Origin of the sequence: Lentzea albidocapillata subsp. violacea (assembly GCF_900100275.1) — a bacterium.
GTDB classification, from domain to species: domain Bacteria; phylum Actinomycetota; class Actinomycetes; order Mycobacteriales; family Pseudonocardiaceae; genus Lentzea; species Lentzea violacea.
Genome location: NZ_FNET01000012.1, coordinates 21,985 through 44,665, shown reverse-complemented (window position 1 = coordinate 44,665; position 22,681 = coordinate 21,985). Strand labels below are relative to the sequence as shown.

The 22,681-nt window shown below is 69.4% G+C and carries 25 protein-coding genes; 19 read left to right on the top strand and 6 right to left on the bottom strand.

Translation table 11 applies throughout. The features are described from left to right. Positions 1-2: 2 nt before the first annotated feature. From purU to BLR21_RS25230, 4 genes are read right to left on the bottom strand one after another with little or no spacing between them, the layout of a single operon-like run. The gene (gene purU / locus BLR21_RS25245; RefSeq protein ID WP_090008940.1) at positions 3-878 is read right to left on the bottom strand and encodes a formyltetrahydrofolate deformylase; all 876 of its coding nucleotides are present in this window, start codon (positions 876-878) and stop codon (positions 3-5) included. Positions 879-891: 13 nt separating this feature from the next. Next, positions 892-1,617 carry a maleylpyruvate isomerase N-terminal domain-containing protein gene (locus BLR21_RS25240; RefSeq protein ID WP_256334919.1) on the bottom strand — a complete coding sequence of 242 codons (726 nt, stop codon included), beginning with the start codon at positions 1,615-1,617 and terminating at the stop codon, positions 892-894. A gap of 10 nt (positions 1,618-1,627) precedes the next feature. Beyond that, a complete protein-coding gene (locus BLR21_RS25235; RefSeq protein WP_090008938.1) occupies positions 1,628-2,434 on the bottom strand; it encodes an SAM-dependent methyltransferase in 807 nt (268 codons plus the stop codon). Beyond that, complete coding sequence (locus BLR21_RS25230) at positions 2,413-2,901, bottom strand: DUF2505 domain-containing protein (protein WP_176929780.1); 489 nt, start codon at positions 2,899-2,901, stop codon at positions 2,413-2,415. Before BLR21_RS25230 ends, BLR21_RS25235 begins: the two co-directional genes overlap by 22 nt. On the opposite strand from BLR21_RS25230, the gene BLR21_RS25225 reads away from it, so the two are divergent. Both BLR21_RS25225 and BLR21_RS25220 read left to right on the top strand, forming a co-directional pair. Then, a complete protein-coding gene (locus tag BLR21_RS25225; RefSeq protein WP_256334918.1) occupies positions 2,900-4,000 on the top strand; it encodes a UDP-N-acetylmuramate dehydrogenase in 1,101 nt (366 codons plus the stop codon). The two genes, BLR21_RS25230 and BLR21_RS25225, sit on opposite strands and share 2 nt — an antisense overlap. Before the next feature lie 242 nt (positions 4,001-4,242). After that, positions 4,243-5,271 (top strand): chymotrypsin family serine protease, encoded by a 1,029-nt coding sequence (locus BLR21_RS25220; RefSeq protein ID WP_090008936.1) that lies wholly within the window; start codon positions 4,243-4,245, stop codon positions 5,269-5,271. On the opposite strand, the gene BLR21_RS25215 is transcribed toward BLR21_RS25220, so the two are convergent. After that, positions 5,225-5,956, bottom strand: coding sequence for an SDR family NAD(P)-dependent oxidoreductase (locus BLR21_RS25215; protein WP_090008934.1), 732 nt, complete (start codon positions 5,954-5,956; stop codon positions 5,225-5,227). The genes BLR21_RS25220 and BLR21_RS25215 overlap by 47 nt on opposite strands. Before the next feature lie 93 nt (positions 5,957-6,049). Here BLR21_RS25215 and BLR21_RS25210 point away from each other — a divergent pair, with 93 nt between their 5' ends. The 6 genes from BLR21_RS25210 to BLR21_RS25185 all read left to right on the top strand — a co-directional run bounded on the left by BLR21_RS25210 (position 6,050) and on the right by BLR21_RS25185 (position 12,602). Continuing rightward, the gene (locus BLR21_RS25210) at positions 6,050-7,189 is read left to right on the top strand and encodes a L,D-transpeptidase (protein WP_090008932.1); all 1,140 of its coding nucleotides are present in this window, start codon (positions 6,050-6,052) and stop codon (positions 7,187-7,189) included. 43 nt (positions 7,190-7,232) lie between these two features. Further along, on the top strand, positions 7,233-7,997 hold the full coding sequence (locus tag BLR21_RS25205; RefSeq protein WP_256334917.1) for an alpha/beta fold hydrolase: 765 nt from the start codon (positions 7,233-7,235) through the stop codon (positions 7,995-7,997). Further along, positions 7,994-9,241, top strand: coding sequence for a D-inositol-3-phosphate glycosyltransferase (mshA, locus tag BLR21_RS25200; protein WP_090008930.1), 1,248 nt, complete (start codon positions 7,994-7,996; stop codon positions 9,239-9,241). Before BLR21_RS25205 ends, mshA begins: the two co-directional genes overlap by 4 nt. After that, positions 9,238-9,717, top strand: a complete 480-nt coding sequence (locus BLR21_RS25195; RefSeq protein ID WP_030477947.1) for a type III secretion system chaperone family protein — start codon at positions 9,238-9,240, stop codon at positions 9,715-9,717. The genes mshA and BLR21_RS25195 overlap by 4 nt, the downstream gene beginning before the upstream one ends. A 54-nt stretch (positions 9,718-9,771) precedes the next feature. Then, on the top strand, positions 9,772-10,626 hold the full coding sequence (locus BLR21_RS25190) for a DUF4349 domain-containing protein (RefSeq protein WP_090008928.1): 855 nt from the start codon (positions 9,772-9,774) through the stop codon (positions 10,624-10,626). Positions 10,627-11,036: 410 nt separating this feature from the next. Further along, positions 11,037-12,602, top strand: coding sequence for a 4-coumarate--CoA ligase family protein (locus tag BLR21_RS25185; RefSeq protein ID WP_090008927.1), 1,566 nt, complete (start codon positions 11,037-11,039; stop codon positions 12,600-12,602). Between the two features lie 46 nt (positions 12,603-12,648). Here BLR21_RS25185 and BLR21_RS25180 read toward each other — a convergent pair whose 3' ends face one another. Further along, positions 12,649-13,206 (bottom strand): dihydrofolate reductase family protein, encoded by a 558-nt coding sequence (locus BLR21_RS25180; protein WP_090008925.1) that lies wholly within the window; start codon positions 13,204-13,206, stop codon positions 12,649-12,651. A 115-nt stretch (positions 13,207-13,321) separates the two neighbouring features. Between BLR21_RS25180 and BLR21_RS25175 the strand changes: the two genes are divergently transcribed. The 11 genes from BLR21_RS25175 (at position 13,322) to BLR21_RS25125 (ending at position 22,623) form a co-directional block, all read left to right on the top strand. After that, complete coding sequence (locus BLR21_RS25175; RefSeq protein WP_090008923.1) at positions 13,322-14,068, top strand: phosphoglyceromutase; 747 nt, start codon at positions 13,322-13,324, stop codon at positions 14,066-14,068. A gap of 176 nt (positions 14,069-14,244) precedes the next feature. Continuing rightward, positions 14,245-15,417: a sensor histidine kinase gene (locus tag BLR21_RS25170; protein WP_090008921.1), complete on the top strand. Its 1,173-nt coding sequence runs from the start codon at positions 14,245-14,247 to the stop codon at positions 15,415-15,417. Next, entirely contained in the window at positions 15,414-16,094 is a 681-nt protein-coding gene (locus BLR21_RS25165; RefSeq protein ID WP_030477953.1) for a response regulator transcription factor, read from the top strand. Before BLR21_RS25170 ends, BLR21_RS25165 begins: the two co-directional genes overlap by 4 nt. 27 nt (positions 16,095-16,121) lie before the next feature. Continuing rightward, complete coding sequence (locus BLR21_RS25160; RefSeq protein WP_090008920.1) at positions 16,122-17,102, top strand: Ppx/GppA family phosphatase; 981 nt, start codon at positions 16,122-16,124, stop codon at positions 17,100-17,102. Then, positions 17,102-18,322 (top strand): hypothetical protein, encoded by a 1,221-nt coding sequence (locus tag BLR21_RS43965; RefSeq protein ID WP_090008918.1) that lies wholly within the window; start codon positions 17,102-17,104, stop codon positions 18,320-18,322. The genes BLR21_RS25160 and BLR21_RS43965 overlap by 1 nt, the downstream gene beginning before the upstream one ends. Then, on the top strand, positions 18,319-19,164 hold the full coding sequence (locus BLR21_RS25150) for a sugar phosphate isomerase/epimerase family protein (RefSeq protein WP_090008916.1): 846 nt from the start codon (positions 18,319-18,321) through the stop codon (positions 19,162-19,164). Before BLR21_RS43965 ends, BLR21_RS25150 begins: the two co-directional genes overlap by 4 nt. Before the next feature lie 391 nt (positions 19,165-19,555). Continuing rightward, complete coding sequence (locus tag BLR21_RS25145; RefSeq protein ID WP_090008914.1) at positions 19,556-20,452, top strand: proline dehydrogenase family protein; 897 nt, start codon at positions 19,556-19,558, stop codon at positions 20,450-20,452. Continuing rightward, a complete protein-coding gene (locus BLR21_RS25140) occupies positions 20,449-21,231 on the top strand; it encodes a thioesterase family protein (RefSeq protein WP_030477958.1) in 783 nt (260 codons plus the stop codon). The genes BLR21_RS25145 and BLR21_RS25140 overlap by 4 nt, the downstream gene beginning before the upstream one ends. Before the next feature lie 10 nt (positions 21,232-21,241). Beyond that, the gene (proC, locus tag BLR21_RS25135; protein WP_090008912.1) at positions 21,242-22,051 is read left to right on the top strand and encodes a pyrroline-5-carboxylate reductase; all 810 of its coding nucleotides are present in this window, start codon (positions 21,242-21,244) and stop codon (positions 22,049-22,051) included. Between the two features lie 137 nt (positions 22,052-22,188). Further along, the gene (locus BLR21_RS25130; RefSeq protein WP_030477960.1) at positions 22,189-22,401 is read left to right on the top strand and encodes a helix-turn-helix domain-containing protein; all 213 of its coding nucleotides are present in this window, start codon (positions 22,189-22,191) and stop codon (positions 22,399-22,401) included. Between the two features lie 120 nt (positions 22,402-22,521). Next, positions 22,522-22,623, top strand: coding sequence for a 30S ribosomal protein bS22 (locus BLR21_RS25125; RefSeq protein ID WP_015105422.1), 102 nt, complete (start codon positions 22,522-22,524; stop codon positions 22,621-22,623). Positions 22,624-22,681: the final 58 nt, after the last annotated feature.

Below are 22,681 nucleotides of genomic sequence, written 5' to 3'. Positions count from 1 at the left end.
TCCTAGAAAACCACCGTCTGGTTGCCATGCACCAGCACCCGATCCTCCAGGTGCCACCGCAACCCGCGCGCCAGCACCACCTTCTCGATGTCACGCCCCTTGCGCACCATGTCCGCCACCGAGTCGCCGTGGTCCACGCGCATCACGTCCTGCTCGATGATCGGACCGGCGTCCAGGTCGGCCGTGACGTAGTGGCACGTCGCACCCACCAGCTTCACGCCGCGGCGGTGCGCCTGGTGGTACGGGCGCGCGCCGATGAACGACGGCAGGAAGCTGTGGTGGATGTTGATCGTGCGGCCGGTCCAGGCGGCGCAGATCTCCGGCGGCAGGATCTGCATGAAGCGGGCCAGCACCACGGCGTGCGGGTCGTGCTTCTCCACCAGCTGACGGAGCTGGGCGAACGCCGCCTGCTTGCCCATGGGGTCGTTGGCCGGGAACGGTATGTGGTGGAACGGGATGCCGTGCGCGCGCGTGATGTCGCCTAGCTCCGGGTGGTTGCCGATGACGGCGGACACCTCGACGTCCAGTTCGCCGGTCGCGACGCGGGCCAGCAGGTCGTACAGGCAGTGGCCTTCCTTCGACACCAGGATGACCACGCGCTTGCGTGCGCCCGTGTCGGTCACCGTCCAGGTCGACTGCGCGCCCAGCGAGGCGGCGACGTCGGCGAACTGGGAGCGCAGCTCGTCCACGCCGAACGGCAGGGAGTCCGCGCGGACCTCCTGGCGCGTGAAGAACCAGCCCGTCTCCGGGTCGGTGTGGTAGGCGGCCTCGACGATCCAGCCGCCGTTCTCCGCGAGGAACGACGAGATCCTCGCGATGATGCCGGTGCGGTCCGGGCAGCCGAAGGTGATCACATAGCGACGTTCAGGCGATGACACGCCGCAGAAGTATTCACGGCCTGGGCAGCGCCGCCAACAGCGACTCGTCTCCCGTCACAATCGCGTGACCCGGCCGGGCGTAGACGGCTCGGTAGATCGCGTCCGCGGTGCCCGCGAGGGTGGCGTCCTCGTCGAAGGCCGAGTCCTGCGGTGCGGTGACCACCAGCGGCTCGCCCTCGGTCAGCCTGACCTCCCAGGTGCGGCCTGCGTCGGCGGCGTGCACCAGGAGCCGGCCGGTGGCGGTGACCGGGTAGCCCAGCTCGATCCGGCGGGCCACCAGGACGGTGAGGTACTCGTCGACGCCGTCCGCGGCGAACTCCGGGTCGAACACCAGAGCCGGCAGTTCGTGCCCGGTCGCGAGCTCGGCATCCAGTCGGTGGATCGACGTCTCGTGCGCCTGCCTGCGTGCCCAGAAACCGGCGAGCTGCGGGCCGTGGAACGTCCACGCGGCACGGTCGGCCGGCACCTCGCGCAGCCGGTCCAGCAGCGTGGAAAGCCCTGCCTCCCACCAGGAGAGCGTCTCGTCGAAGCCCTCCGGTGACTTCGGCCACTTCGGCCGGCCCTCTTCCGGTGCGGTCACGACGGCCCGCGCGGCCCACGTGTGCACCTCCGCCATATGCCGGACCAGGTCGAGCACCGTCCATTCAGGACACGAAGGGACGTCGGCGTCCGGACCGGCTTTCACGGCGGCCGAACGCATCAACGAAGCCTGGTTCTCGATCTGCGCGACGAAGTCCACGAACCACACACTAGGGCGCGACGGCCGCCCATTCGAGCGTGATTTCGCCGAGCCGCCACCGGCGCCGGTCGTCCAGCACCGGCCAGCCGCGTTCGCGCAGCAGCCGCGCCGACTCCACCCACCGCGCCCGAGGCCCGAACGGCGCGAACGGCGCCGCGGTGGCCCAGCAGGCGTCCAGGTCGGTCAGCAACGCGTGCACGCGCTCTCCCGGCACGTTCTTGTGGATCAACGCCTTCGGCAGCCGCTCGGCGAGGTCGGACGGCACGTCGATGCCGGACGGCTTGCACGCCAGCGTGAACCGCAGGGGCCCGTCGGCGGACAGCGTCACCCAGGTGCACCGGCGCCCGATCTCGTCGCAGGTGCCCTCGACGATCAACCCGCCGGGAGCCATCCGCGACAGCATCGTGTCCCACGCCTCGAACGACTGCTCTTCGGTGTACTGGCGCAGCACGTTGAAGGCGCGCAACAACACCGGTCGCGCGCCGGCCAGTTCGAAGCCGCCGCGCCGGAAGTCCAGGAGGGGCGGATCCGAGACGGCCTTGCCCGCGTCCACCCGGTCCTGGTCGATCTCCAGCCCGAGCACGCGCACGTCGGGACGGACGGTCCGCAGCCGCGCGGCCATCTCGACGGTGGTGATCGGTGTGGCCCCGTACCCGAGGTCGACGACGAGCGGATCGGCCGCGTCCAGCAGGAAGCCGGACAGCGTCCCGGTCATCCACCGGTCGACCCGGCGCAGGCGGTTCGGGTTGGTCGTGCCGCGGGTCGGAACGCCGAGCGCGCGGGCCCGGCCGGCGGCTAGCCGCGGTTTGCGAGCCATTGGGAGGTGAACTCGTTCTCCTTGTCGAGCAGCACCGCGACCTGCTCGGCGATCAGCTTCTCGATCTTGCCGCCGAGGAACGGGATGCTGACCTTGACCTCCCCCGAGAGGGTGAGCTTCGAGCCGGATCCGTTGTCCAGGACGGTGAACGAGCCCTCCAGGCGGCCGGGCACGCCGTTGACCGCCACCTCGACCGTGCCGGCGCCCGCCGCCCACGTCTCCGTGCGCTGGATCACCAGGTCGCCACCGAGCGCAGCCTTGACCGCCGACGGCACGTGCTCCGCGGGCACGCCCTGCTTGAGCTGGTACGACGTCTTCTCGCCGGTGCTGGAGTACGTCACGAGCTGGGCGTCCTTGCCGCCGATCGCGGCCAGCCGGTCCCGCAGATAGGTCTCGTCGACCATCGCGCCGTAGACCTTCTCCGCCGAATGGGGTGACGTGGTGTGGTGCTCGATGCGGCGTGCCATGTCGCGGAGGCTACCGTTGACGTCTGTGACCACCACGCAGTCCGTACCTCTGGCCGAGCGCACCACGCTCCGACTCGGTGGCCCGGCCGCGCGGTTCGTCCACGCCACGACCGCCGCCGATCTGGTCGAAGCCGTGCGAACAGCCGACGCCGCCGCCGACGAGAAGGTCCTCGTGCTCGGTGGCGGCTCCAACCTCGTGATCTCCGACGGCGGTTTCGACGGCACGGTCGTGCACGTCGCCACCAAGGGTTTCCGGCTCGACCCGCTGGGCGGCGGCATCGTCCAGTTCACCGTCGAGGCGGGCGAGGAGTGGGACGCGGTCGTCGCCGAGGCGGTCGCGCAGGGCCTGGGCGGGCTCGAGTGCCTGTCCGGCATCCCCGGCCTCAACGGCGCCACGCCCGTGCAGAACGTCGGCGCGTACGGCGTCGAGATCTCCCAGGTGCTGCAGTCGGTGGATCTTCTCGACCGCCGCAGCGGCAAGGTGCACCAGGTGCCCGCCGCCAAGCTGGGCCTCGACTACCGCACCAGTGTGCTCAAGGGCACGGACAACGCGGTCGTGCTGCGCACCAGGTTCTCGCTGACCGCCGGCGGCATGTCCGTGCCGATCCGCTACGGCGAGCTGGCGCGTGTTCTCGGTGTGGCGCAAGGTGATCGCGTACCGGCGGACGAGGCCCGCAAGGCCGTGCTGGAACTGCGGCGCGGCAAGGGCATGGTGCTCGACGCCACCGACCACGACACGTGGAGCGCGGGCTCGTTCTTCACCAACCCGATCATCGACGACTCGACGTTCAACGGCGTGCTGATCCGCATCGCCGAACGCCTGGGCGCGGACGTCGACGTGCCGAGCTACCCGGCGGGCCACGGCCAGAAGAAGCTCTCCGCCGCGTGGCTGATCGAACGCGCGGGGTTCCGCAAGGGCCACCAGGGTCCCGGCGGCCGGGTGTCGTTGTCCGGCAAGCACACGCTGGCGCTGACGAACCGCGGCGGCGCGTCGACCGAGGACCTGCTCGACCTGGCGCGTGAGGTGCGCGACGGCGTACGGGCCGCGTTCGGTGTGGAACTGCACCCGGAACCGGTCTTCGTGGGCGTTCAGCTTTAGGGCCTGTATCGGGTTCTGGTCCGCGATAGCCGGGCCCGAGGCGGCCCCTGGCGGCACGGCCGGACGACCCACATACAACACCGGTATGCGGGCCATCCGGCCGCACCACCAGGAACCACCTCAAGCGCAGCTCTCATCGAACCAGAACCCGATACAGGCCCTGAGGCCGTCCGGGTGACTCCGTGTGACGAATCGCTACCTGGCGTGTTTCATTGAGGTAGGACCGCTAAACGGGGGTCGCCATGAGCTACCTCGACGAGAACGCGCGTGAGGTCGTCAGGCCGGTCAAGCGCATGGTCGAAGACGAGTTCCTGTCCCGGCCGGGTGTGATCGGCGTCGACATCGGTGAGAAGGTCACCCGCGGCCGTCCGACGGGCAGGGCCGCGATCGTGGTCTACGTGTGCGCCAAGGGACCTGAGCATCCGCGGCAGATCCCGGCGGAGGTCGGCGGCGTGCCGACCGACGTGGTCGCGGAGTCGATCGTGCTGCACCGGGCCAGGATCAGCCGCACCGAGGACGAGCAACCCGTTGCGGCGGAACGGCATCAGGTGCTGCGGGGTGGCATCGGCATCGGCCCGGCCAGGTCGTTCAGGGTCGTGCCGCCACAGGTCGAGCGTGCCGGCGAGTACGTGATCGCGGGCACGCTCGGCGCGTTCGTCGTCACGCGCGACGAGCCGGGGAAGGTGCTGGGGCTTACCGCGTTCCACGTCGGCTGCGTCGACGACGCGTGGGCGGTGGGCGACGAGTTCCTGCATCCGTCCAGAGTGGACGGTGGGGTGCCCGGCGCCGACCGGATCGCCGTGCTGGACCGGGCGGCGCTCGCGGGCGCGGTGTCGGCGGCAGGGCTGCGGATGGGCGTGAGGCCGTTCCGCGCGGAGGTGCTCGACATCGGCGCGGTCGTGGGCAGTGCCAGGGCGAAGATCGGCTCGACCGTGCGCAAACGCGGCCGCACCACCGGACTCACGTACGGCGTGATCGAGTCCACGGACTCGACGCTGCGGCTCGACTTCGGCGACGGGATCGGCGTGCGGACGTTGCGCGACCAGATCCGCGTGCACTCGTCCGAACGCTTCGGCGACCACGGTGACTCCGGCGCCGTGCTGGTCGACGCCGGCAACTTCGTCGTGGGCCTTTACGTCGCCGGATCGGGCTCTGAGGGATCCTTCTGGGCAGGGTTCGCGAACCCCATCGAGCCCGTCCTGCGTCAGCTCGACGTCGAGTTGCTCACTCCCGGTGTGCCCGAGTCGCGGAGGCCTGGGCCCTCGGCTTGAGCACGATGGTGTCGAGGTTCACGTGCGAGGGCCGGGTGACGGCGAACGCGACCACGTCCGCCACGTCGTCCGCGACCAGCGGCGTGATGCCCTGGTAGACCTTGGCCGCGCGCTCGGTGTCGCCACCGAACCGGTTCGCCGAGAAGTCCGTCTCGACCATGCCCGGCTGGATCTCGGTGATCCGCACCGGCTGACCGAGCAGCTCGCCGCGCAACGTGCGGTGCAGCGCTGACTGGGCGTGCTTGGCGCTCGTGTAGCCCGATCCGTTGTCGTAGGCCTCGTACGCCGCGATGGACGTCACGGACACGATGTGCCCGTCCCCGGACGCGATCAGCTTCGGGATGAACGCCTTGGTCACCAGCAGGGTGCCGAGGACGTTCGCCTCCCACATCCAGCGCCACTCGTCCGCGACCCCCTCGGCCACGGTCGAGAGCCCACGCGCACCGCCCGCGTTGTTCACGAGCACGTTCGCTTCGGGTACCCGGTCCGCGAAGGCGGCGACGGAGGTCTCGTCCGTGACGTCCAGCTCGATGGCCGTCCCGTCGATCTCCTTCGCGATAACGTGGAGAAGGTCCAGACGACGTGCGCCGAGCACGACGTGAAAGCCCTCGGCGGCGAGCCGCCGCGCGATGGCCTCGCCGATGCCCGCGCTGGCTCCGGTCACAACTGCGACAGGTCGATTCACGACTTCGATCGTAGGCTGTCGAGCCCGGTGTGACCGACGTCACTCACACCGCGACGGGGTGCTGGACGTCCACCATGGTGGGAGGTCGAAACCGTGAAGAGAACACTTGTCGCGCTGGTCGCCGGACTGACGCTGCTGACCGGCTGCTCGAGTGTCGAGACGGGCACGCCGAAGGCGGACAGTTCGCTGCCGTCCGCGAAGGTGACCCTGTCCCCGGTCGACGGAACCAAGGACGTGCAGGTCACGACCCCGGTCCAGGTCACCGTGGTGGACGGAAAGATCGAGTCCGTCGCACTGAAGTCACCCGAGGGTGCCGACGTCAAGGGCACCCTCACCGAAGACAGGTCGGGCTGGACCACGGCCGAGCCGCTGGGCTACGGCAAGACGTACAGCTTCGCCGGCAAGGTCGTCGGCACCGACGGCAAGCCCGTCGAGCTCAAGGGGTCGTTCACCACCGTCGCGCCCGGTTCGCAGACCCGCGCGACCCTCTGGCCCGGCGACAACCAGACCGTCGGCGTCGCGGCGCCGATCATGGTCAAGTTCGAGGCGCCGGTCCAGGACAAGGCGACCGTCGAGAAGGCCCTCAAGGTCACCAACTCGGCGAACGTCCAGGGCTCGTGGGCCTGGCTCACCGCCCAGGAAGTGCACTACCGGCCGGAGAAGTACTGGCCCGCCAACACCACGATCAAGGTCGAGGCCAAGCTCTACGGCGTCAACTACGGCGGCGGCGCGTTCGGCAAGGCCGACGTGACCAGCGACTTCACCATCGGCCGCAACCAGGTCGTCAAGATCGACAACCCGACGCACCGGCTCAAGGTGTTCCGGGACGGCGCGCAGGTCGCGGACTACCCGGCCTCGTTCGGCAAGGACGCGGACCCGGAGCTCACGACGCCGAACGGCACGTTCGTGGTCATGTCGAAGCACGACACGTGGTCGTTCGACAACCCGCGCTACGGCTACACCAACGTCGTGAAGAAGTGGGCCGTCCGGTTCTCGAACCACGGCGAGTTCATCCACGAGAACAACGACAACGCGGGCAACATCGGCACGAACAACACCTCGCACGGCTGCGCGAACCTGCTGGAAGCCGACGCGAAGGCGTACTTCGACTCGGCCCTGGTGGGTGACCCGGTCGAGGTGACCGGCTCGATCACCACGCTGCCGGCCCAGTTCGACTGGTACGACTGGCAGCTCTCGTGGGACCAGTGGAAGGGCAAGTCCGCCATCAAGTAGGACAGGCGGGAATGCGTCCCCCGGCCAGGTCGTTCGTACGGGTGTGCAGCTGACACACGTGGCGGCGGCCGGCGGGGGACGACTGGCCGTCCGTGAGGCAGGTCCGGCGGGCGCGCCGCCGGTGGTTCTCCTACATGGCTGGGCGCAGACGGGTGCCGTCTGGGATCTGCCCGACTTCCACACCTACGCCGTCGACCTGCGAGGACACGGCGAATCAGACGACTTCGGCGACTACCGCGACTCCTCCCGGTGGGCCGCGGACCTCAAAGCCGTGCTCGACCACACCGGGCCCGCGACCGTCGTCGGGTGGTCCTACGGCGGGCTCGTCATCGCCGACCACCTCCGCTGCCACGGCACCGCCGGCATCACCGCGCTGGTGTTCGTGAGCGCCATCACCGAGATCGGCCGCGGTCGCCCCGGAGGCGAGACCGGGCCGGTGATGCGGAACGCCCTGCCCGGCGCGATCACCGACGACGCCGTGATGGCGGCGTTCTGCGCGGCGATGGCACCCGCCCTGCCCGCTGTGACGGTCACCAAGCTCACTGCCGCCGCGACCTCGGTCAGCCATAAAGTGCGAGGTGAGCTGTTCCGCAGGGACGTGGGCAGCGCCGACGTGCTGAAGGCCGTAGACGTGCCGACCCTGGTCGTGCACGGAACTCAAGACGAGGTGGTCGCCCCCGCAGCCGCCGAGTACTCCGCCGCCCTGATCCCCGGAGCCGAGTTGAGCCTGTATCCCGACACCGCGCACGCGCCCTTCCTGGAGCGGCCGGAGCGGTTCACCGCCGATCTCCTGCGAGTCGCCCGATGAAGCGCGTCGCGGTGCTCTCAGTGCACACGTCGCCGCTCGAACAGCCGGGGACGGGTGACGCGGGCGGGATGAACGTCTACATCGTGCAGACGGCCACCCGGATGGCCCAGCGCGGGGTCGAGGTGGAGATCTTCACCCGTGCCACGTCGTCGGAGCTGCCGCCGGTCGCCGAGCTCGCGCCCGGTGTGCGCGTCCGGCACGTCGCCTCGGGGCCGTTCGAGGGCCTGGGCAAGGAAGAGCTGCCTGGCCAGCTCTGCGCGTTCACGGCGGGTGTCCTGCGTGCCGAAGCTCGCCACGAGCCGGGCTACTACGACGCGATCCACTCGCACTACTGGCTGTCCGGGCAGGTCGGCTGGCTGGCCCGCGAACGCTGGGGCGTGCCGTTGGTGCACACCGCGCACACGCTGGCCAAGGTGAAGAACCTGGCGCTGGCCGAGGGCGACGCACCGGAGCCCCGGATGCGGGTGATCGGCGAGGAACAGGTCGTCAACGAGTCGGACCGGCTCGTCGCGAACACCGACATCGAGGCCGGCGAACTGATCAAGCTCTACGACGCGGAGCCGTCCAAGGTCGCGGTCGTGGCTCCTGGGGTGGACCTCGACCGCTTCACGCCTGGCGACCAGGCACGGGCGCGGCACTGGTTCGGCATCCCGCAGGACGCGGTCGTGCTGGCGTTCGTCGGCCGGATCCAGCCGTTGAAGGCTCCCGACGTGCTGCTCCGGGCCGCCGCCGAGATGCTCGTGCGCGATCCCGGACTGCGGTCGAAGCTGGTCGTGCTGATCGTCGGCGGGCCTTCGGGCTCCGGCACCGAGCGGCCGAAGGCCCTGGAAGAGCTTGCCTGGCAGCTGGGGATCACGGACGTGGTGCGCTTCCTGCCGCCGCAGCCGGGGCCGACGCTGGCCAAGGTCTACCGGGCCGCGGACCTGGTCGCGGTGCCGAGCTACAACGAGTCGTTCGGGCTGGTGGCGCTGGAGGCCCAGGCGTGCGGGACGCCCGTGGTCGCGGCGGCCGTCGGCGGGCTGCCGGTGGCGGTCAACGACGGCGTGTCCGGGGTGCTCGTGCACGGGCACGAGCCCGGTGAGTGGGCCTCGGCGATCAGCGGTCTGGCGTTGCCGCAGCGGGAGCACCTGGCGAGCAACGCCGTGGGCCATGCGCGACGCTTCTCGTGGGACCGCACGACTGATGCCCTGCTCGAGGGGTATCAAGAGGCGGGAGAAGTGTTCCGCCGGGAGGTTTTCGCTTGAGCGTCGACGCTGTGATCAAGGAGTTCCTGGACGAACGGGAGCTGAAGTACGACCGGCGCGAGCCGGGCAAGTTCTTCGTGACGCTGCCGGGCACCAAGAAGCTGCAGACCAACGTGTGGCTGGTCGAGACGACGCACGCGCTGGTGGTCGAGGCCTTCGTCTGCCGGCGGCCGGACCAGTCGTTCGAGGACGTGTACCGGTTCCTGCTGCGACGCAACGCACGGCTGTACGGCGTGCACTACACGATCGACGCCGAGGGTGACATCTACCTGGTCGGACGGGTCGGCAAGCACGCTGTGACGCCTGATGAGCTGGACCGCGTGCTCGGGCAGGTGCTGGAGGCGGCGGACGGCGACTTCAACCCGTTGCTCGAGATCGGGTTCGCCGACGCGATCCGGCGGGAGTGGGCGTGGCGGGTGTCGCGCGGCGAGTCGCTGGCCAACCTGCAGGCGTTCCAACATCTCGTTTCGGAGTAGCCGGCGACTCGTTTCGGCCTAGGCGGCAACCCATGGTCCACCCCGGACCGTCCGATGAGCATGCGCAGACCAGGGGTGTGGGTGGGAATCGCGTTGCTGGCCCTTGCAACAACCGGGTGCGGCAGCGGCTTCAGTGGTGGTGGGACGGGCGCCAGGGACGCCGCGCCACCGCAGGCGGCCCAGCAGAAGGCGCCGCAGCAGGAGAACAACGCCGGGCAGGCCGTGCAGTCGGTGCAGCAGCAGGAACGTCAGTTGGTGCGCACGGCGAACGTGGATCTGCGCAGTGACGACGTGCTGAAGGCGATCGGGCAGATCAAGGACCGGGCGGCGGCCGTAGGCGGGTTCGCGGGCGAGGAGGAGTCGACCAAGAGCTCCGGGTCCGTGACGGTGCGGGTGCCGTCGGCCGAGCTGGACAAGGTCGTCCGGGATCTCGCGAGCGTCGGTGAGGTCACCCGCAGCGAGGTGCGCAGTCAGGACGTCACCGATCAGCTGGTGGACGTCGAGGCTCGGATCGCGACGCAGAGGGCCAGCGTCGATCGGCTGCGGGTGCTGTTCGAGCGGGCCGGGTCGACGTCCGAGGTCGCGCAGGTCGAGCAGGAGCTGACCAAGCGGCAGGCCGATCTGGAGTCGATGCAGCGGCGCAGCGCGTCGTTGAAGGGCCAGGTCTCCCTGGCGACGCTGACCGTCCGGGTCGCGACGGTGCCGATCGCGGCGCCCGAGCCCGAGAAGGTCGGGTTCTTCGGCGCACTGGCGGGTGGCTGGGACGCGCTGGTCACGGTCGTGAGCGTGATCCTGGTCGGCGTCGGCGCGATGCTGCCGTTCCTGGTGGCGCTGGGCGTGCCCGCCGCACTGGTGGTCTATCTGCTGCGCAAGCGCCGGCGCGTCACCCGGATGAACGAAGCAGGGTGATCAGGTTCTACTGAGAGTGTGCCTTTGTTGATGCGCGGAACGGCTCGGGAGAGAGGGGGAGTCGCATCGAGCCGTTCCGCGTCAAAGGTCCCCGCTGCTGTGGATCCGTGGACGGGGGGAGCCTCCGGATCCCAAGCGGGCCACGCGATTCGACGGGGGATGACGAACCGCGCTCGGTGCCTCGCGCTCGTCGAACAAGCGTGGGAGCCGACTCGCGGAGGCGGTATCAACTTCTCAGATACGTCCTTGCGATCACAAGTGCTTGTATTACTCCATTCGAGTGTATTTAGACCTGCTAAGTAACGTATCTGTAGCGATTGAGCAGTCCTTGACCTGCCCAGTGGGCTGGCTCACGATGTGCCCACAGGCTGGGTGTACAGCGCTGTACAGCGAATGAATGAGGTCGCCGCATGGTCTTTCGCAGTCCGTACCCCGATGTCGAGATCCCTGATGTGTCGCTGCACCAGCTGTTGTTCGGCGACATAGCCGACCGGGCGGACCGGGTTGCGCTGATCGACGGCATGTCCGGCGCGACGATGACCTACGGCCAGCTCGCCGGGGCCATCGACCGCATGGCCGCCGCGCTGGCCGCGCGCGGTATCGGCAAAGGTGATGTCGTCGGCATCCTCAGCCCGAACACGCCTTACTACGCCGTCGTGTTCCACGGCATCCTGCGTGCGGGCGCCACGGCGACCACGATCAACGCGCTCTACACGCCCGACGAGGTCGCGCACCAGCTGCACGACGCGGGCGCGAAGATGCTGTTCACAGTGTCCGTGCTGCTGCCGAACGCCGCTCCCGGCGCCGCCAAGGCCGGCGTGACCGACGTGGTCGTGCTCGACGGCGCCGAGGGCTACCCGTCGCTGCCCGAGCTCCTGGCGAACTCGCATCCGGTGCCCGAGGTGGAGATCAACCCGTCCGAGGACCTCGCGGTGCTGCCGTACTCCTCCGGCACGACCGCGTTGCCCAAGGGCGTGATGCTGACGCACCGCAACCTGGTCGCGAACCTCGTGCAGTGCCGGCCGATCCTGTCGGACGTCGGCGCGAACACCCGGATCCTCGCCGTGCTGCCGTTCTTCCACATCTACGGCATGCAGGTCCTGATGAACAACGGCCTGTACATCGGCGGTGTCGTCGTGACGCTGCCGAAGTTCGAACTGCCCGAGTTCCTCCGCGTGATCGCCGAGCACAAGACCGACCGCGTCTACATCGCGCCGCCGGTGGCCGTGGCCCTGGCGAAGCACCCGATCGTCGACAACTACGACCTGTCCCCGCTGCGCACGCTGTTCTCGGGCGCCGCTCCGCTGGACGAGGACCTCGCCGCCGCGGTGCGCAAGCGCATCGGCTGCCGCGTCGTCCAGGGCTACGGCATGACGGAGATGTCGCCCGTCAGCCACGCCATCCCGGACAGCCGCGACGACATCTCGGTCGGCACCGTCGGCGTGATCATCCCTAACCTCGAGTGCCGCCTGGTCGACCCGGCCACCGGCGAGGACGTGGGTGCCGGCGAGCGCGGCGAGCTGTGGTGCAAGGGCCCGAACGTCATGAAGGGCTACCTGAACAACGCCGAGGCCACCGCCGCCACCATCGACGACGACGGCTGGCTGCACACCGGCGACGTGGCCGTGATCGACGCCGACGGCATCGTCTCGATCGTCGACCGCGTCAAGGAACTGATCAAGTACAAGGGCTACCAGGTCCCGCCGGCCGAGCTCGAAGCCGTGCTGCTCACCCACGAGGAGATCGCCGACGCGGCGGTCATCGGCGTGCGCGACGCGGACGGCGAGGAGGTCCCGAAGGCCTTCGTGGTCCGCCAGCAGGGTTCGTCGATCGAGGGCGACGCCGTGATGGCGTTCGTGGCCTCGCACGTGGCGCCGCACAAGAAGGTGCGCGTGGTCGAGTTCATCGAGGCGATCCCGAAGTCGGCCGCCGGCAAGATCCTGCGCAAGGACCTGCGGGCGCGCGAACAGGCCTGACCTGCGGAACACGCCCTGGCAACGATCGTTGCCAGGGCGTTCGCCGTCAGCGCTCGGCCGCGGGCTTCCGCACGCGGAAGCGGAGCATCGTCACCGAACCCGACTGCGTGTTGGCGAACGGTTCCAGATCGATCCTCCCGAGACCCGAGGTCGAGAACCGCACGCCGTCGCCGAGCAGCACCGGCAGGACGTACACCAGGACCTCGTCGACGAGCCCCAGCCGCAGGCACTGGCTGGCCAGGTCGGCACCGAGGATCTCCAGGTTCTTCCCGCCCGCCGCCGCGCGCGCCGTGGCGACGGCCTCCGCGAGGTCGCACGTGAGGAACGTGACGCCGGGCTCCGGCTCGTCCGGCGGCCGGTGCGTCAGGACGAACTGCGGTCCCCCGTCGTAGGTGGTGTCCTCTTGGCGCATCTTCCTGGCGACCTCGTGGGTGCCCCTGCCGACGAGCATGGCGCCGGTGGCCTGCTCGACCTCGGGGAACGGGTTGTCCTGGAAGTGCTCGAAGACCCAGTCCATCGCGTGGTCGGGACCTGCGATGAAGCCGTCCAGGGACATCGCCCTGTTCACCACGACCTTGCCGAGATCGGCGTTCGACTCACTCATGCCGGTGCAGACTAGGCGCGGGCCGCGAACTCATCGGCGCCGGCGAATCTCATGGCGTGGACCACGGTGCCCGGCCGGGGTACGGCAGGTGGGTCGGCATGGCAGGCTGGTCGCCATGTCTGTCGGAACCTTGGTCCTGCTCCGCCACGGCGAGAGCACGTGGAACGCGGAGAACCTGTTCACCGGCTGGGTGGACGTTCCCCTGTCGGAGAAGGGTGAGAAGGAGGCCCGTCGCGGCGGCCATCTGCTGCGCGAGGCCGGTGTCCTGCCGGAGATCCTGCACACGAGCCTGATGCGCCGGGCGATCATGACCGCGAACCTGGCGCTCGACGCCGCCGACCGGCACTGGATCCCGGTCAAGCGCGACTGGCGCCTCAACGAGCGCCACTACGGCGCGTTGCAGGGCAAGAACAAGAAGCAGACGCTGGAGGAGTTCGGCGAGGAGCAGTTCATGCTCTGGCGCCGCTCGTACGACACCCCGCCGCCGCCCATCGAGCCCGGCAGCGAGTTCAGCCAGGACACCGACCCGCGCTACGCGGACCTCGGCCCCGACCTGCCGCTGACCGAGTGCCTGCTCGACGTCGTGAAGCGCATGCTCCCGTACTGGGACCAGCAGATCGTCCCGGACCTGCGCACCGGCAAGACGGTCCTGGTGGCCGCGCACGGCAACTCGCTGCGCGCGCTCGTGAAGCACCTCGACGGCATCTCGGACGAGGCCATCGCCGGGCTGAACATCCCGACCGGCATCCCGCTGCGCTACGACCTCGACGAGGACCTGAAGCCGATCAAGCCGGGCGGCGAGTACCTCGACCCGGACGCCGCGAAGGACGCCATCGCGGCGGTCGCGAACCAGGGTCGCTGACCGCATTCCGGGAAGGGCGCACCCGCTGGCGGGTGCGCCTTTCCCGTCTTAGGACACGGTTGGGTGAACTCAGGCTGACCAGCGCCGGAACAACCGTCCACTGAGGTGTCGCGGGTATCACGGTTCACGCTTCCGCACTAGGCCAAGACACCTCTGAGCTGCTTACCATTCGCCTCGTGACCACAACGGGTTACCTCGCTGTGTCGATCGGCCTCGCGCTCATCGGCGTGATCGCCGCTTTCTTCATCGGCCGGTTCACCGCTCCGAAGCATCCCAAGAAGCCGGAAGGCCTGACGGTCGCCGAGCTGATCCAGCAGATCGTGCACGACTCGCACGACGGCATCGTGGTGCTGAACCACTTCGGCGACGTCGTGCTGCACAACCCCCGGGCCGAAGAGCTCGGGATCGTCCGCAACAACCGCGTGGACGACCGGGCCCGCAAGGCCGCCGAGGGCGTCCGTAGCAGCAACGAGGTCGTGTACGTCGACCTCTCGCCGCTGGACGGCTACCGGACGGGCCGGCAGCCCGAGGCCGTGCACGCCGAGGTCCGGCTGCTGGTCGAGAACTTCATCGTCGTCGACGCGACCGACGAGTCCGAGGCCGTGCGGCTGGAGAAGACCCGGCGCGACTTCGTGGCGAACGTCAGCCACGAGCTCAAGACCCCCGTCGGCGCGCTGGCGCTGCTCGCCGAGGCCGTCCTGGACGCGAGTGACGACCAGGACGAGGTCCGCCGGTTCAGCGCGAAGATCATGCAGGAGGCCACCCGCCTCGGCACGCTCGTCACCGAGCTCATCGCGTTGTCCCGCCTGCAGGGCGCGGAGAAGCTGCCGGAGCTCAGCGACACCGAGATCGACGTCGTGATCAACGAGGCGCTGTCGCGCTCCAAGCTCGCCGCCGAGTCGGTCAACATCTCGATCAACGTCGACGAGCCCAGCGGGTTCGTCGTGCCGGGCGACCGGTCGTTGCTGGTCACGGCGTTGACGAACCTTCTGGACAACGCTGTCGCGTACTCGCCGCCCGGCAGTCCGGTCAGCGTGAGCCGCAGGCTGGTCGACGGGCACGTCGAGATCGCGGTGACCGACCGCGGCATCGGCATCGCCGAGGACCAGCAGATCCGGGTCTTCGAGCGGTTCTACCGCGTCGACAAGGCCCGATCGCGCGCGACCGGGGGCACCGGGCTCGGGCTCGCGATCGTCAAGCACGTCGCCGCCAACCACGGCGGTGAGGTGAAGCTGTGGAGCCTGCCGGGAACGGGGTCCACCTTCACGCTGCGGATCCCCGCCGCGGCGGCCGAACAGAACCCGACTCCCGTGCCTACTGGCACGGGTGACTCAGGAGGAGAGCTGTGACCAGGGTGCTCATCGTGGAGGACGAGGAGTCCTTCGCCGATCCGCTCGCCTTCCTGCTGCGCAAGGAAGGGTTCACCGCCGCGCTCGCGGCCACCGGCCAGGAGGCGCTCGAGGAGTTCGACCGCAACGGTGCGGACATCGTGCTGCTCGACCTGATGCTGCCGGGCATGAGCGGTACGGACGTGTGCAAGCAGCTCCGTCAGCGCTCGGCCGTCCCCGTGATCATGGTGACGGCCCGCGACAGCGAGATCGACAAGGTCGTCGGGCTCGAACTCGGCGCTGACGACTACGTCACCAAGCCGTACTCGGCACGCGAGCTCATCGCCCGCATCCGCGCGGTGCTGCGCCGCGGCGGCGAGTCCGAGGACCTGCTCCCGCAGATCCTGGAGGCCGGTCCGGTGCGGATGGACGTGGAACGCCACGTCGTGACCGTCGCGGGCCAGGACATCAGCCTGCCGCTCAAGGAGTTCGACCTCCTGGAGTACCTGCTGCGCAACGTCGGCCGCGTCCTCACCCGAGGCCAGCTGATCGACCGCGTGTGGGGAGCGGACTACGTAGGCGACACGAAGACGCTGGACGTGCACGTCAAGCGGCTGCGGTCGAAGATCGAACCTGACCCGTCGGCCCCGCGGCACCTCGTCACGGTGAGGGGTCTGGGTTACAAGTTCGAGTCCTGACGGACACGACCAGGTACCGTTTCCGGCGTGCGCCTGGGCGTTCTCGACGTGGGGTCCAACACCGTCCACCTACTTGTGGTGGACGCGCATCGTGGTGCCCACCCGATCCCGATGACGTCCGAGAAGTCGATCCTTCGTCTCGCCGAGCAGCTCGACGACCAGGGTCAGCTCCGCAAATCGGGGGCTGACCAGCTCGTTCGTGCCGTTGCCGCCGCCAAGGCGTCGGCCAAGCGGTCCGGCTGCGAGGACCTGATGGCGTTCGCGACCTCGGCGGTGCGCGAGGCGGGCAACTCAGGCGAGGTGCTCGACCGGGTGCGCATCGAGACCGGGGTCGAGCTGAAGGTCCTCTCCGGCGAGGACGAGGCGAAGTACACGTTTCTCGCGGTCCGCCGCTGGTACGGCTGGTCCGCGGGCAAGTTGCTGAGCCTCGACATCGGTGGCGGCTCCCTGGAGCTCGCCATCGGCCGTGACGAGAACCCGGACCTGGCCTTCTCCGTGCCGCTCGGCGCGGGAAGGCTCACCAGGACCCGGTTCAAGAAGGACCCGCCCCGGCGCTCGGAGGTCCGCGAGACCACCGACTGGCTCGCCGAACAGCTCGCGCCCGTGGCGCGGAAGCTGAAACGCGCGGGTGAACCCGATCGAGTGGTTGCGACCTCAAAAACTTTCCGAACGCTGGCGCGGCTCACCGGGGCCGCGCCATCGTCTGCCGGGCCCAGGGCACGACGCGTGCTCACCGACGCGGGCCTGCGGCAGCTGATCGCGTTCATTTCCCGGATGTCGGCCTCTGACCTCGCTGAGCTGGAAGGCGTGAGCACGTCGCGCGCCCACCAGCTCGTCGCGGGGGCATTGGTCGCGGAGGCAACAATGCGAGCCCTGTCACTCACGCAGCTGGAGATTTGCCCCTGGGCCCTCCGGGAGGGTGTCATCCTCCGACGGCTGGACCACACTGACGGGACGGACCAGAGCGATACTGGACGGACTGGCCAGACCGGGGCACGGTGGAGTTGATGAGTCGAGAGAGCGGATCGGACCAGACGCAGCGCACAGTCGCTGAGCTGCTCGCCCAGTACGGGGGCAGCGCAGAGAGTGCGCCACGTCGGCGACGCCGCCGCGCTGACGACGAGGAAGCCGTCCAGCAGCCGGAGACCGCGCCCCAGTCGATCATCGAGCGGGTCCTGTCCGACAGCGGCCGCCTGATGGCGATCCGCGACGACGACGCACCGCAGCCCGGTCGCCGCGCGGCCCCGGAACCGCAGGCCCCCCCGGCCGCCGAGCGCACGGCGTACCAGCCGAAACCGCCGCCCCCGAAGGCGCCACAGCCGTCGCAGCAGATGCCGGTGCCGCCCGCGCAGCCGCCGCAGGTCCGCAGACCGGCGCCGCCTCCTGCCAAGCCCGCGGCGCCGCCTCCCGCGGCCGCCGAGCAGACCCGGCAGGTGCCGCAGGTCCGCGACCAGCCGTCGAACTCCGGCATGCCGCGCCCGGACGTGCCCGGCCGCCTGGAGGCGCGCCTCGACCAGCTGACGTCGACGCCGTCGCGCACGAACATCACCCGGCCCCCGAAGCCGGTCCCCGGTCCGCCGCGCGAGGCGATGACGGAGCAGCTCCCGCGCATCCCGGCGAAGGCGCCGGTGGACCAGATCGCCGCGCTCGAGACCGAGTCCGTGCTGATCGTGCCGCCCGCACCGCCGAAGCTGCCGGAGCCGCTGCCGGGCAACGTGCCCGACGCCTGGTTCAGCGACGACGACGCGGACGCCAAGACCGACCTGTCGATGGCGCCGATGGCTCCGATGGAGTCGACCGCGGCGCACCCCGGCCCGTACGTGGACGACGACTCGCAGGAGTACGCCGCCTACCGCGCCGAGGACGACTACCTCGCGGACGACGAGGAAGGCGACGAGGACGAGGGTCCCGCCGGCCTCGACGACGCGGGCGAGGCCGAGGACGAGGCGGACGCCGAACCCCGCTCGGCGGGCAAGGAATGGCTGATCATGATCGGCCAGCTCGCCGTCGGCGTGCTCGGCGGCGCGGGCCTGTGGCTCGCGTTCAACTACCTGTGGCGCTCGCTCCCCGCCGCCGCGCTCGTGGTGGCGCTTGCCGTTACCGTGGGTCTGGTGTTGCTGGTTCGGAAGATCCGCCGCGCGGACGATCTGCAGACCACCGTCCTGGCCGTGCTCGTCGGCCTCATCGTGACCGTCTCACCAGCGGCGATGCTGCTGGTGAAGAGTTGACCCCGCGCATCCCGGTCGGGCTTTCCACGGCCTCGGTCTACCCGCAGCCCGCCGGAGCGGCGTTCGAGATCGCGTCCGAACTGGGCTACGACGGCGTCGAGCTGATGGTGTGGGCCGACCCGGTGTCGCAGGACATCCGGGCGGTCGACCGGCTGTCGACCCGGACGGGCCTGCCGGTCCTGGCCGTGCACGCCCCCTGCCTGCTGATCTCACAGCGGGTGTGGTCGCCGGACCCGTCGGAACGCCTGCGCCGCTCCGTCCAGGCAGCTCAGGACCTGGGCGCGCCGACCGTGGTGCTGCACCCGCCGTTCCGGTGGCAGCGCAAGTACGCGGACGGCTTCGCCGAGCTGGTCTCGTCGCTGGAGGACTCGAGCGGGATCGCCATCGCGGTCGAGAACATGTTCCCCGTGCGGCGGCCTCTCGGACGTGGGCGCTCGGTGGAGATGAACGCGTTCAAGCCGTCCGTCGACCCGACCGATGTCGGGCACCGGAACTACACGCTGGACCTGTCGCACTCGGCCGCTGCGCATATGGATGCTTTGGAGTTGGCCAAGCGGATGGGGGACGGGCTTCGGCACATCCACCTGGCTGACGGGTCCGGGGCGCCCAAGGACGAGCACATGGTGCCCGGGCGCGGGACTCAGCCCTGTGCGGAGCTGTGCGAGCTGCTGGCTCGGGGTGGGTTCGACGGGCAGGTCGTGCTGGAGGTCAACACCCGGCGGGCCGGGAGTCCGGCTGCTCGGCGGGAGATGCTGGCCGAGTCGTTGTTGTTCGCGCGTTTGCACCTGGACTGGGCTGCCGAGGGTGGCGCGGGGAAGGCTCGGCCGGGGCTGTCTCGCTGAAGCAAGGCTTGCGAGGGTGGGCGCGCAGGTCGTGACGAAGTGCGGGGTTGCGATTGGGGCTTGACCTTGAGCCTCTGGCGGGATGCTTGGCGGGCGGGAAAGGGCCGGGCTGAAAAGCGCCCGGCCGTGCCCGTGAGAGGAGCATCCCGCCCACTCAAGGTAAAGCCCCAATCGCCGTGAGCGGGGTGCACCGCCACCCAGCCCGCGAGGTACTCACGGCTCGCTGCGCCACGCCAGGACTCGTAGGTGGTTGCCTTGCGAGGGCGGGTGCCGGTTGGCACCGCGCGGGTCCGTTTGTGGTGGCGGGCGCCGGTTCCGGCGAAGACCGCAGGCGAGTTCTGGCAAGAGTCGTTCGGCACTGTCGTGGCTAGTCCGGGTTAGGGTTCCCGGTGTGAACCCGCTGCGAGCGTTGATCATGGCCGCGTCTCGCAACGAGACGGTCCGCCATCTCGTCGCCAACGCGCCTATCAGCCGTGATGTCGTGAAGCGGTTCGTCGCCGGCGAAAGCACGAAGGATGCCGTCGAGGTCGTGCGGGGGCTTGGGCTGCCGGTGACGCTGGACTACCTCGGCGAGCACACGACGGACAAGGCCCAGGCCGAGAAGACCGTTCAGGCGTACCTGGAGCTGCTCGACGCGCTGCATGCGGCGGGGCTGGCCGAGAACGCAGAAGTGAGCGTCAAGTTGTCCGCGGTCGGACAGTCGCTCGACGAGGCGCTCGCCCTGACGAATGCCTCCCGCATCTGTGCCGCCGCCGAGCAGTGCGGGACGACGGTCACGCTCGACATGGAGGACCACACCACCACCGACTCGACGCTGCGGGTCCTGCACGAACTGCGCCGCAGTTGGCCCTGGGTGGGGGCGGTGTTGCAGAGCTACCTGTATCGGACGTTGGACGACTGCAAGCAGCTTTCCGGGCCCGGGAGCAGGGTCAGGCTGGTCAAGGGGGCCTATGCGGAGCCTCCCGAGGTTGCGATTCAGGATCCATCCGAGGTTGATCTGAACTACGTGCGGTGCCTGAACGTTCTCCTCGCTGGAGAGGGCTACCCGATGTTCGCCACCCACGACCCGAGGTTGATCGAAATCATTGGCGAACGAGCCCGCTGGTATGACAAAACTGACTTCGAGTACCAGATGCTGTACGGCATCAGGACCGAGGAGCAGAGGCGTCTCGGCACTCGTGTTTATGTCCCCTACGGCGAGCAGTGGTACGGATATCTCATGCGGCGACTTGCAGAACGGCCTGCCAACGTGACCTTTTTCCTGCGGTCGCTGGCCAGCCGCTCATGACCTTCTCGAAGTCCAGTGCGGTGCGGTCGCTCGGTGACGGAACTTTCACCGCGTCCCTGCCCGCCGAGTGGACCGTGGGCCCCAAGCCCCACGGCGGTTTTCTTCTTGCTGTGATGACCCGTGCGGCCGCTCAGATCGCCGACGGTGATCCTTTGGCCGTGTCCGCGCAGTTCCTCCGTGCGCCGGAGGTCGGGCCCGTGCTGGTCCGTACCGACGTGCGCAAGGCGGGGCGGACGGCGACGGTCATCGGGGTGACGCTGGAGCAGCGTGGGCAGGTGTGCGTCGAGGCCTCGGTGACCACCGGGCGGATACCCGAGCACCGGGCCGACTACGTGAACCTGCCGTCGATGCCCGCCGCGCCGCCACCGGGTTCGGTGGAGATGGCGACGTTCCCGACCGGCGGGGTCTACCGGGTGGGCGCGCTGTGCGATCTGCGGGTGGACCGCGAGTCGGCGACGTTCCTCGACCGGCGTACGGACGGGCCGTTGACGCTGAAGCTCTGGGCGCGGCCGACCGACGAGCAGCCCGACCCGTACTTCGCGTTGCTCGCGGGTGACCTGTCGATGCCCGTGACGTTCAACCTCGGCCGTTTCGGCTGGTCGCCGACGGTGCAGCTGACGGCGTTGCTGCGGGCGCGGCCCGCTCCCGGCTGGCTGCGCATCCACGTCACCTGCCAGGCGGTGCACGGCCAGTGGTTCGACGAGGACGCCACGGTGATCGACTCGGCCGGCCGGCTGGTGTGCCAGGCACGGCAGTTGGCGTTGACGCCTGCTGTGTGAGACTTGACCGATGACGAAGATCGCGGTGCTCGGCGCGGGCAAGATCGGTGAGGCGCTGCTGTCCGGGCTCTTGCAGGGTGGTCGCGCGGCCTCGGATCTGATGTTCACGGAGAAGCACGAGTCACGGGCTCGTGCTCTCACCGAACAGTACGGATTCGAGGCCGTCACGGTCTCGGGTGCGGCGGCGCAGGCCGACGTGCTGGTCGTGGCGGTCAAGCCGCAGGACATCGAGCCGTTGCTGGTCGAACTCGCGCCGGTGCTGCGGCCCGGCACGCTGATCGTGTCGTTGTGCGCGGGCCTGCCGACGGCCCTGTACGAGCGCAGGCTGCCCGCGGGCACCCCGGTGGTGCGGGTCATGCCGAACACGCCGATGGTCGTCGGTGAGGCCATGAGCGCCGTCTCCGGCGGCTCCAACGCCACCCCGGAGCACCTCAAGGTCGTCGAGGAGCTGCTGTCGACCGTGGGCAAGGTCGCGGTGGTGCCGGAGTCGCAGCAGGACGCGGTGACGGCGCTGTCGGGCTCCGGTCCCGCGTACTTCTTCTACCTGGTCGAGGCGATGATCGACGCGGGCATCCTGCTCGGCATCCCGCGCGACCTGGCCTCGCAGCTGATCATCCAGTCCGCCGTGGGTGCCGCGACGATGCTGGCCGAGGGCACCTCGCACCCGGTGATCCTGCGTGAGGCGGTCACGTCCCCCGCCGGCACGACCATCATGGCGATCCGCGAGCTGGAGAAGCACGGCGTCCGCGCGGCCATGCTCGCGGCCATCGAAAGCGCACGTGACCGCTCCGCCGAGCTGGGCCGCCAGCACGAGGACTGAGCCGAAGTGAGGGCCGAACCCCACTTGGACGTCGCAGGAGTCACACCAGTCCCGCTACTCTCAGGGCAGCACGTGCGTGTCGAACCGTTGGTGGGGAAGACCGACGGCACGACACGTGTCTAAGGATGCGGTGATGTATGCCTGCGAAGGAGAACGAACGAACAGGCCTCGCTCAGGTGCAGTTCCTGACCGTGGCCGAGGTGGCCTCGATGATGCGGGTCTCCAAGATGACCGTGTACCGCCTGGTGCACTCCGGTGAGCTGCCCGCGGTGCGGGTCGGCAAGTCGTTCCGGGTGCCCGAGAAAGCGGTCCACGCCTACCTGGAGAACGCGTACTTCGACGCTGGCTGAAGGCTGGTGAACCTCGCCGGGTAGACTGGTAGGCCGATCGTGCTTACCGGCGCGCCGTGCTTGACACGGCCAAGGCTGGGGCGCGCCAGTCAAAGCAACGTCTAGAGCTAAGGAACCCGCATGGGCTCGGTCATCAAGAAGCGCCGCAAGCGCATGTCGAAGAAGAAGCACCGCAAGCTGCTGCGCAAGACCAGGGTCCAGCGCAGGAAGCGCGGCAAGTAAGCCCGCATGCGCTCTGCCGCCGCCGGTCTCCTCTCGCAGGAGGCCGGCGGCGGTTGCG

Excerpts from the sequence above, each read along its gene's own strand:
- BLR21_RS25235 (WP_090008938.1), bottom strand. The coding sequence starts at position 2,434 with ATGGCTCGCAAACCGCGGCTAGCCGCCGGCCGGGCCCGCGCGCTCGGC.
- BLR21_RS25225 (WP_256334918.1), top strand. The coding sequence starts at position 2,900 with ATGTCGCGGAGGCTACCGTTGACGTCTGTGACCACCACGCAGTCCGTA.
- BLR21_RS25230 (WP_176929780.1), bottom strand. The coding sequence starts at position 2,901 with ATGGCACGCCGCATCGAGCACCACACCACGTCACCCCATTCGGCGGAG.
- BLR21_RS25220 (WP_090008936.1), top strand. The coding sequence starts at position 4,243 with ATGAGCTACCTCGACGAGAACGCGCGTGAGGTCGTCAGGCCGGTCAAG.
- mshA (WP_090008930.1), top strand. The coding sequence starts at position 7,994 with ATGAAGCGCGTCGCGGTGCTCTCAGTGCACACGTCGCCGCTCGAACAG.
- BLR21_RS25190 (WP_090008928.1), top strand. The coding sequence starts at position 9,772 with ATGAGCATGCGCAGACCAGGGGTGTGGGTGGGAATCGCGTTGCTGGCC.
- BLR21_RS25185 (WP_090008927.1), top strand. The coding sequence starts at position 11,037 with ATGGTCTTTCGCAGTCCGTACCCCGATGTCGAGATCCCTGATGTGTCG.
- BLR21_RS25180 (WP_090008925.1), bottom strand. The coding sequence starts at position 13,206 with ATGAGTGAGTCGAACGCCGATCTCGGCAAGGTCGTGGTGAACAGGGCG.
- BLR21_RS25175 (WP_090008923.1), top strand. The coding sequence starts at position 13,322 with ATGTCTGTCGGAACCTTGGTCCTGCTCCGCCACGGCGAGAGCACGTGG.
- BLR21_RS43965 (WP_090008918.1), top strand. The coding sequence starts at position 17,102 with ATGAGTCGAGAGAGCGGATCGGACCAGACGCAGCGCACAGTCGCTGAG.
- BLR21_RS25140 (WP_030477958.1), top strand. The coding sequence starts at position 20,449 with ATGACCTTCTCGAAGTCCAGTGCGGTGCGGTCGCTCGGTGACGGAACT.
- proC (WP_090008912.1), top strand. The coding sequence starts at position 21,242 with ATGACGAAGATCGCGGTGCTCGGCGCGGGCAAGATCGGTGAGGCGCTG.
- BLR21_RS25130 (WP_030477960.1), top strand. The coding sequence starts at position 22,189 with ATGCCTGCGAAGGAGAACGAACGAACAGGCCTCGCTCAGGTGCAGTTC.
- BLR21_RS25125 (WP_015105422.1), top strand. The coding sequence starts at position 22,522 with ATGGGCTCGGTCATCAAGAAGCGCCGCAAGCGCATGTCGAAGAAGAAG.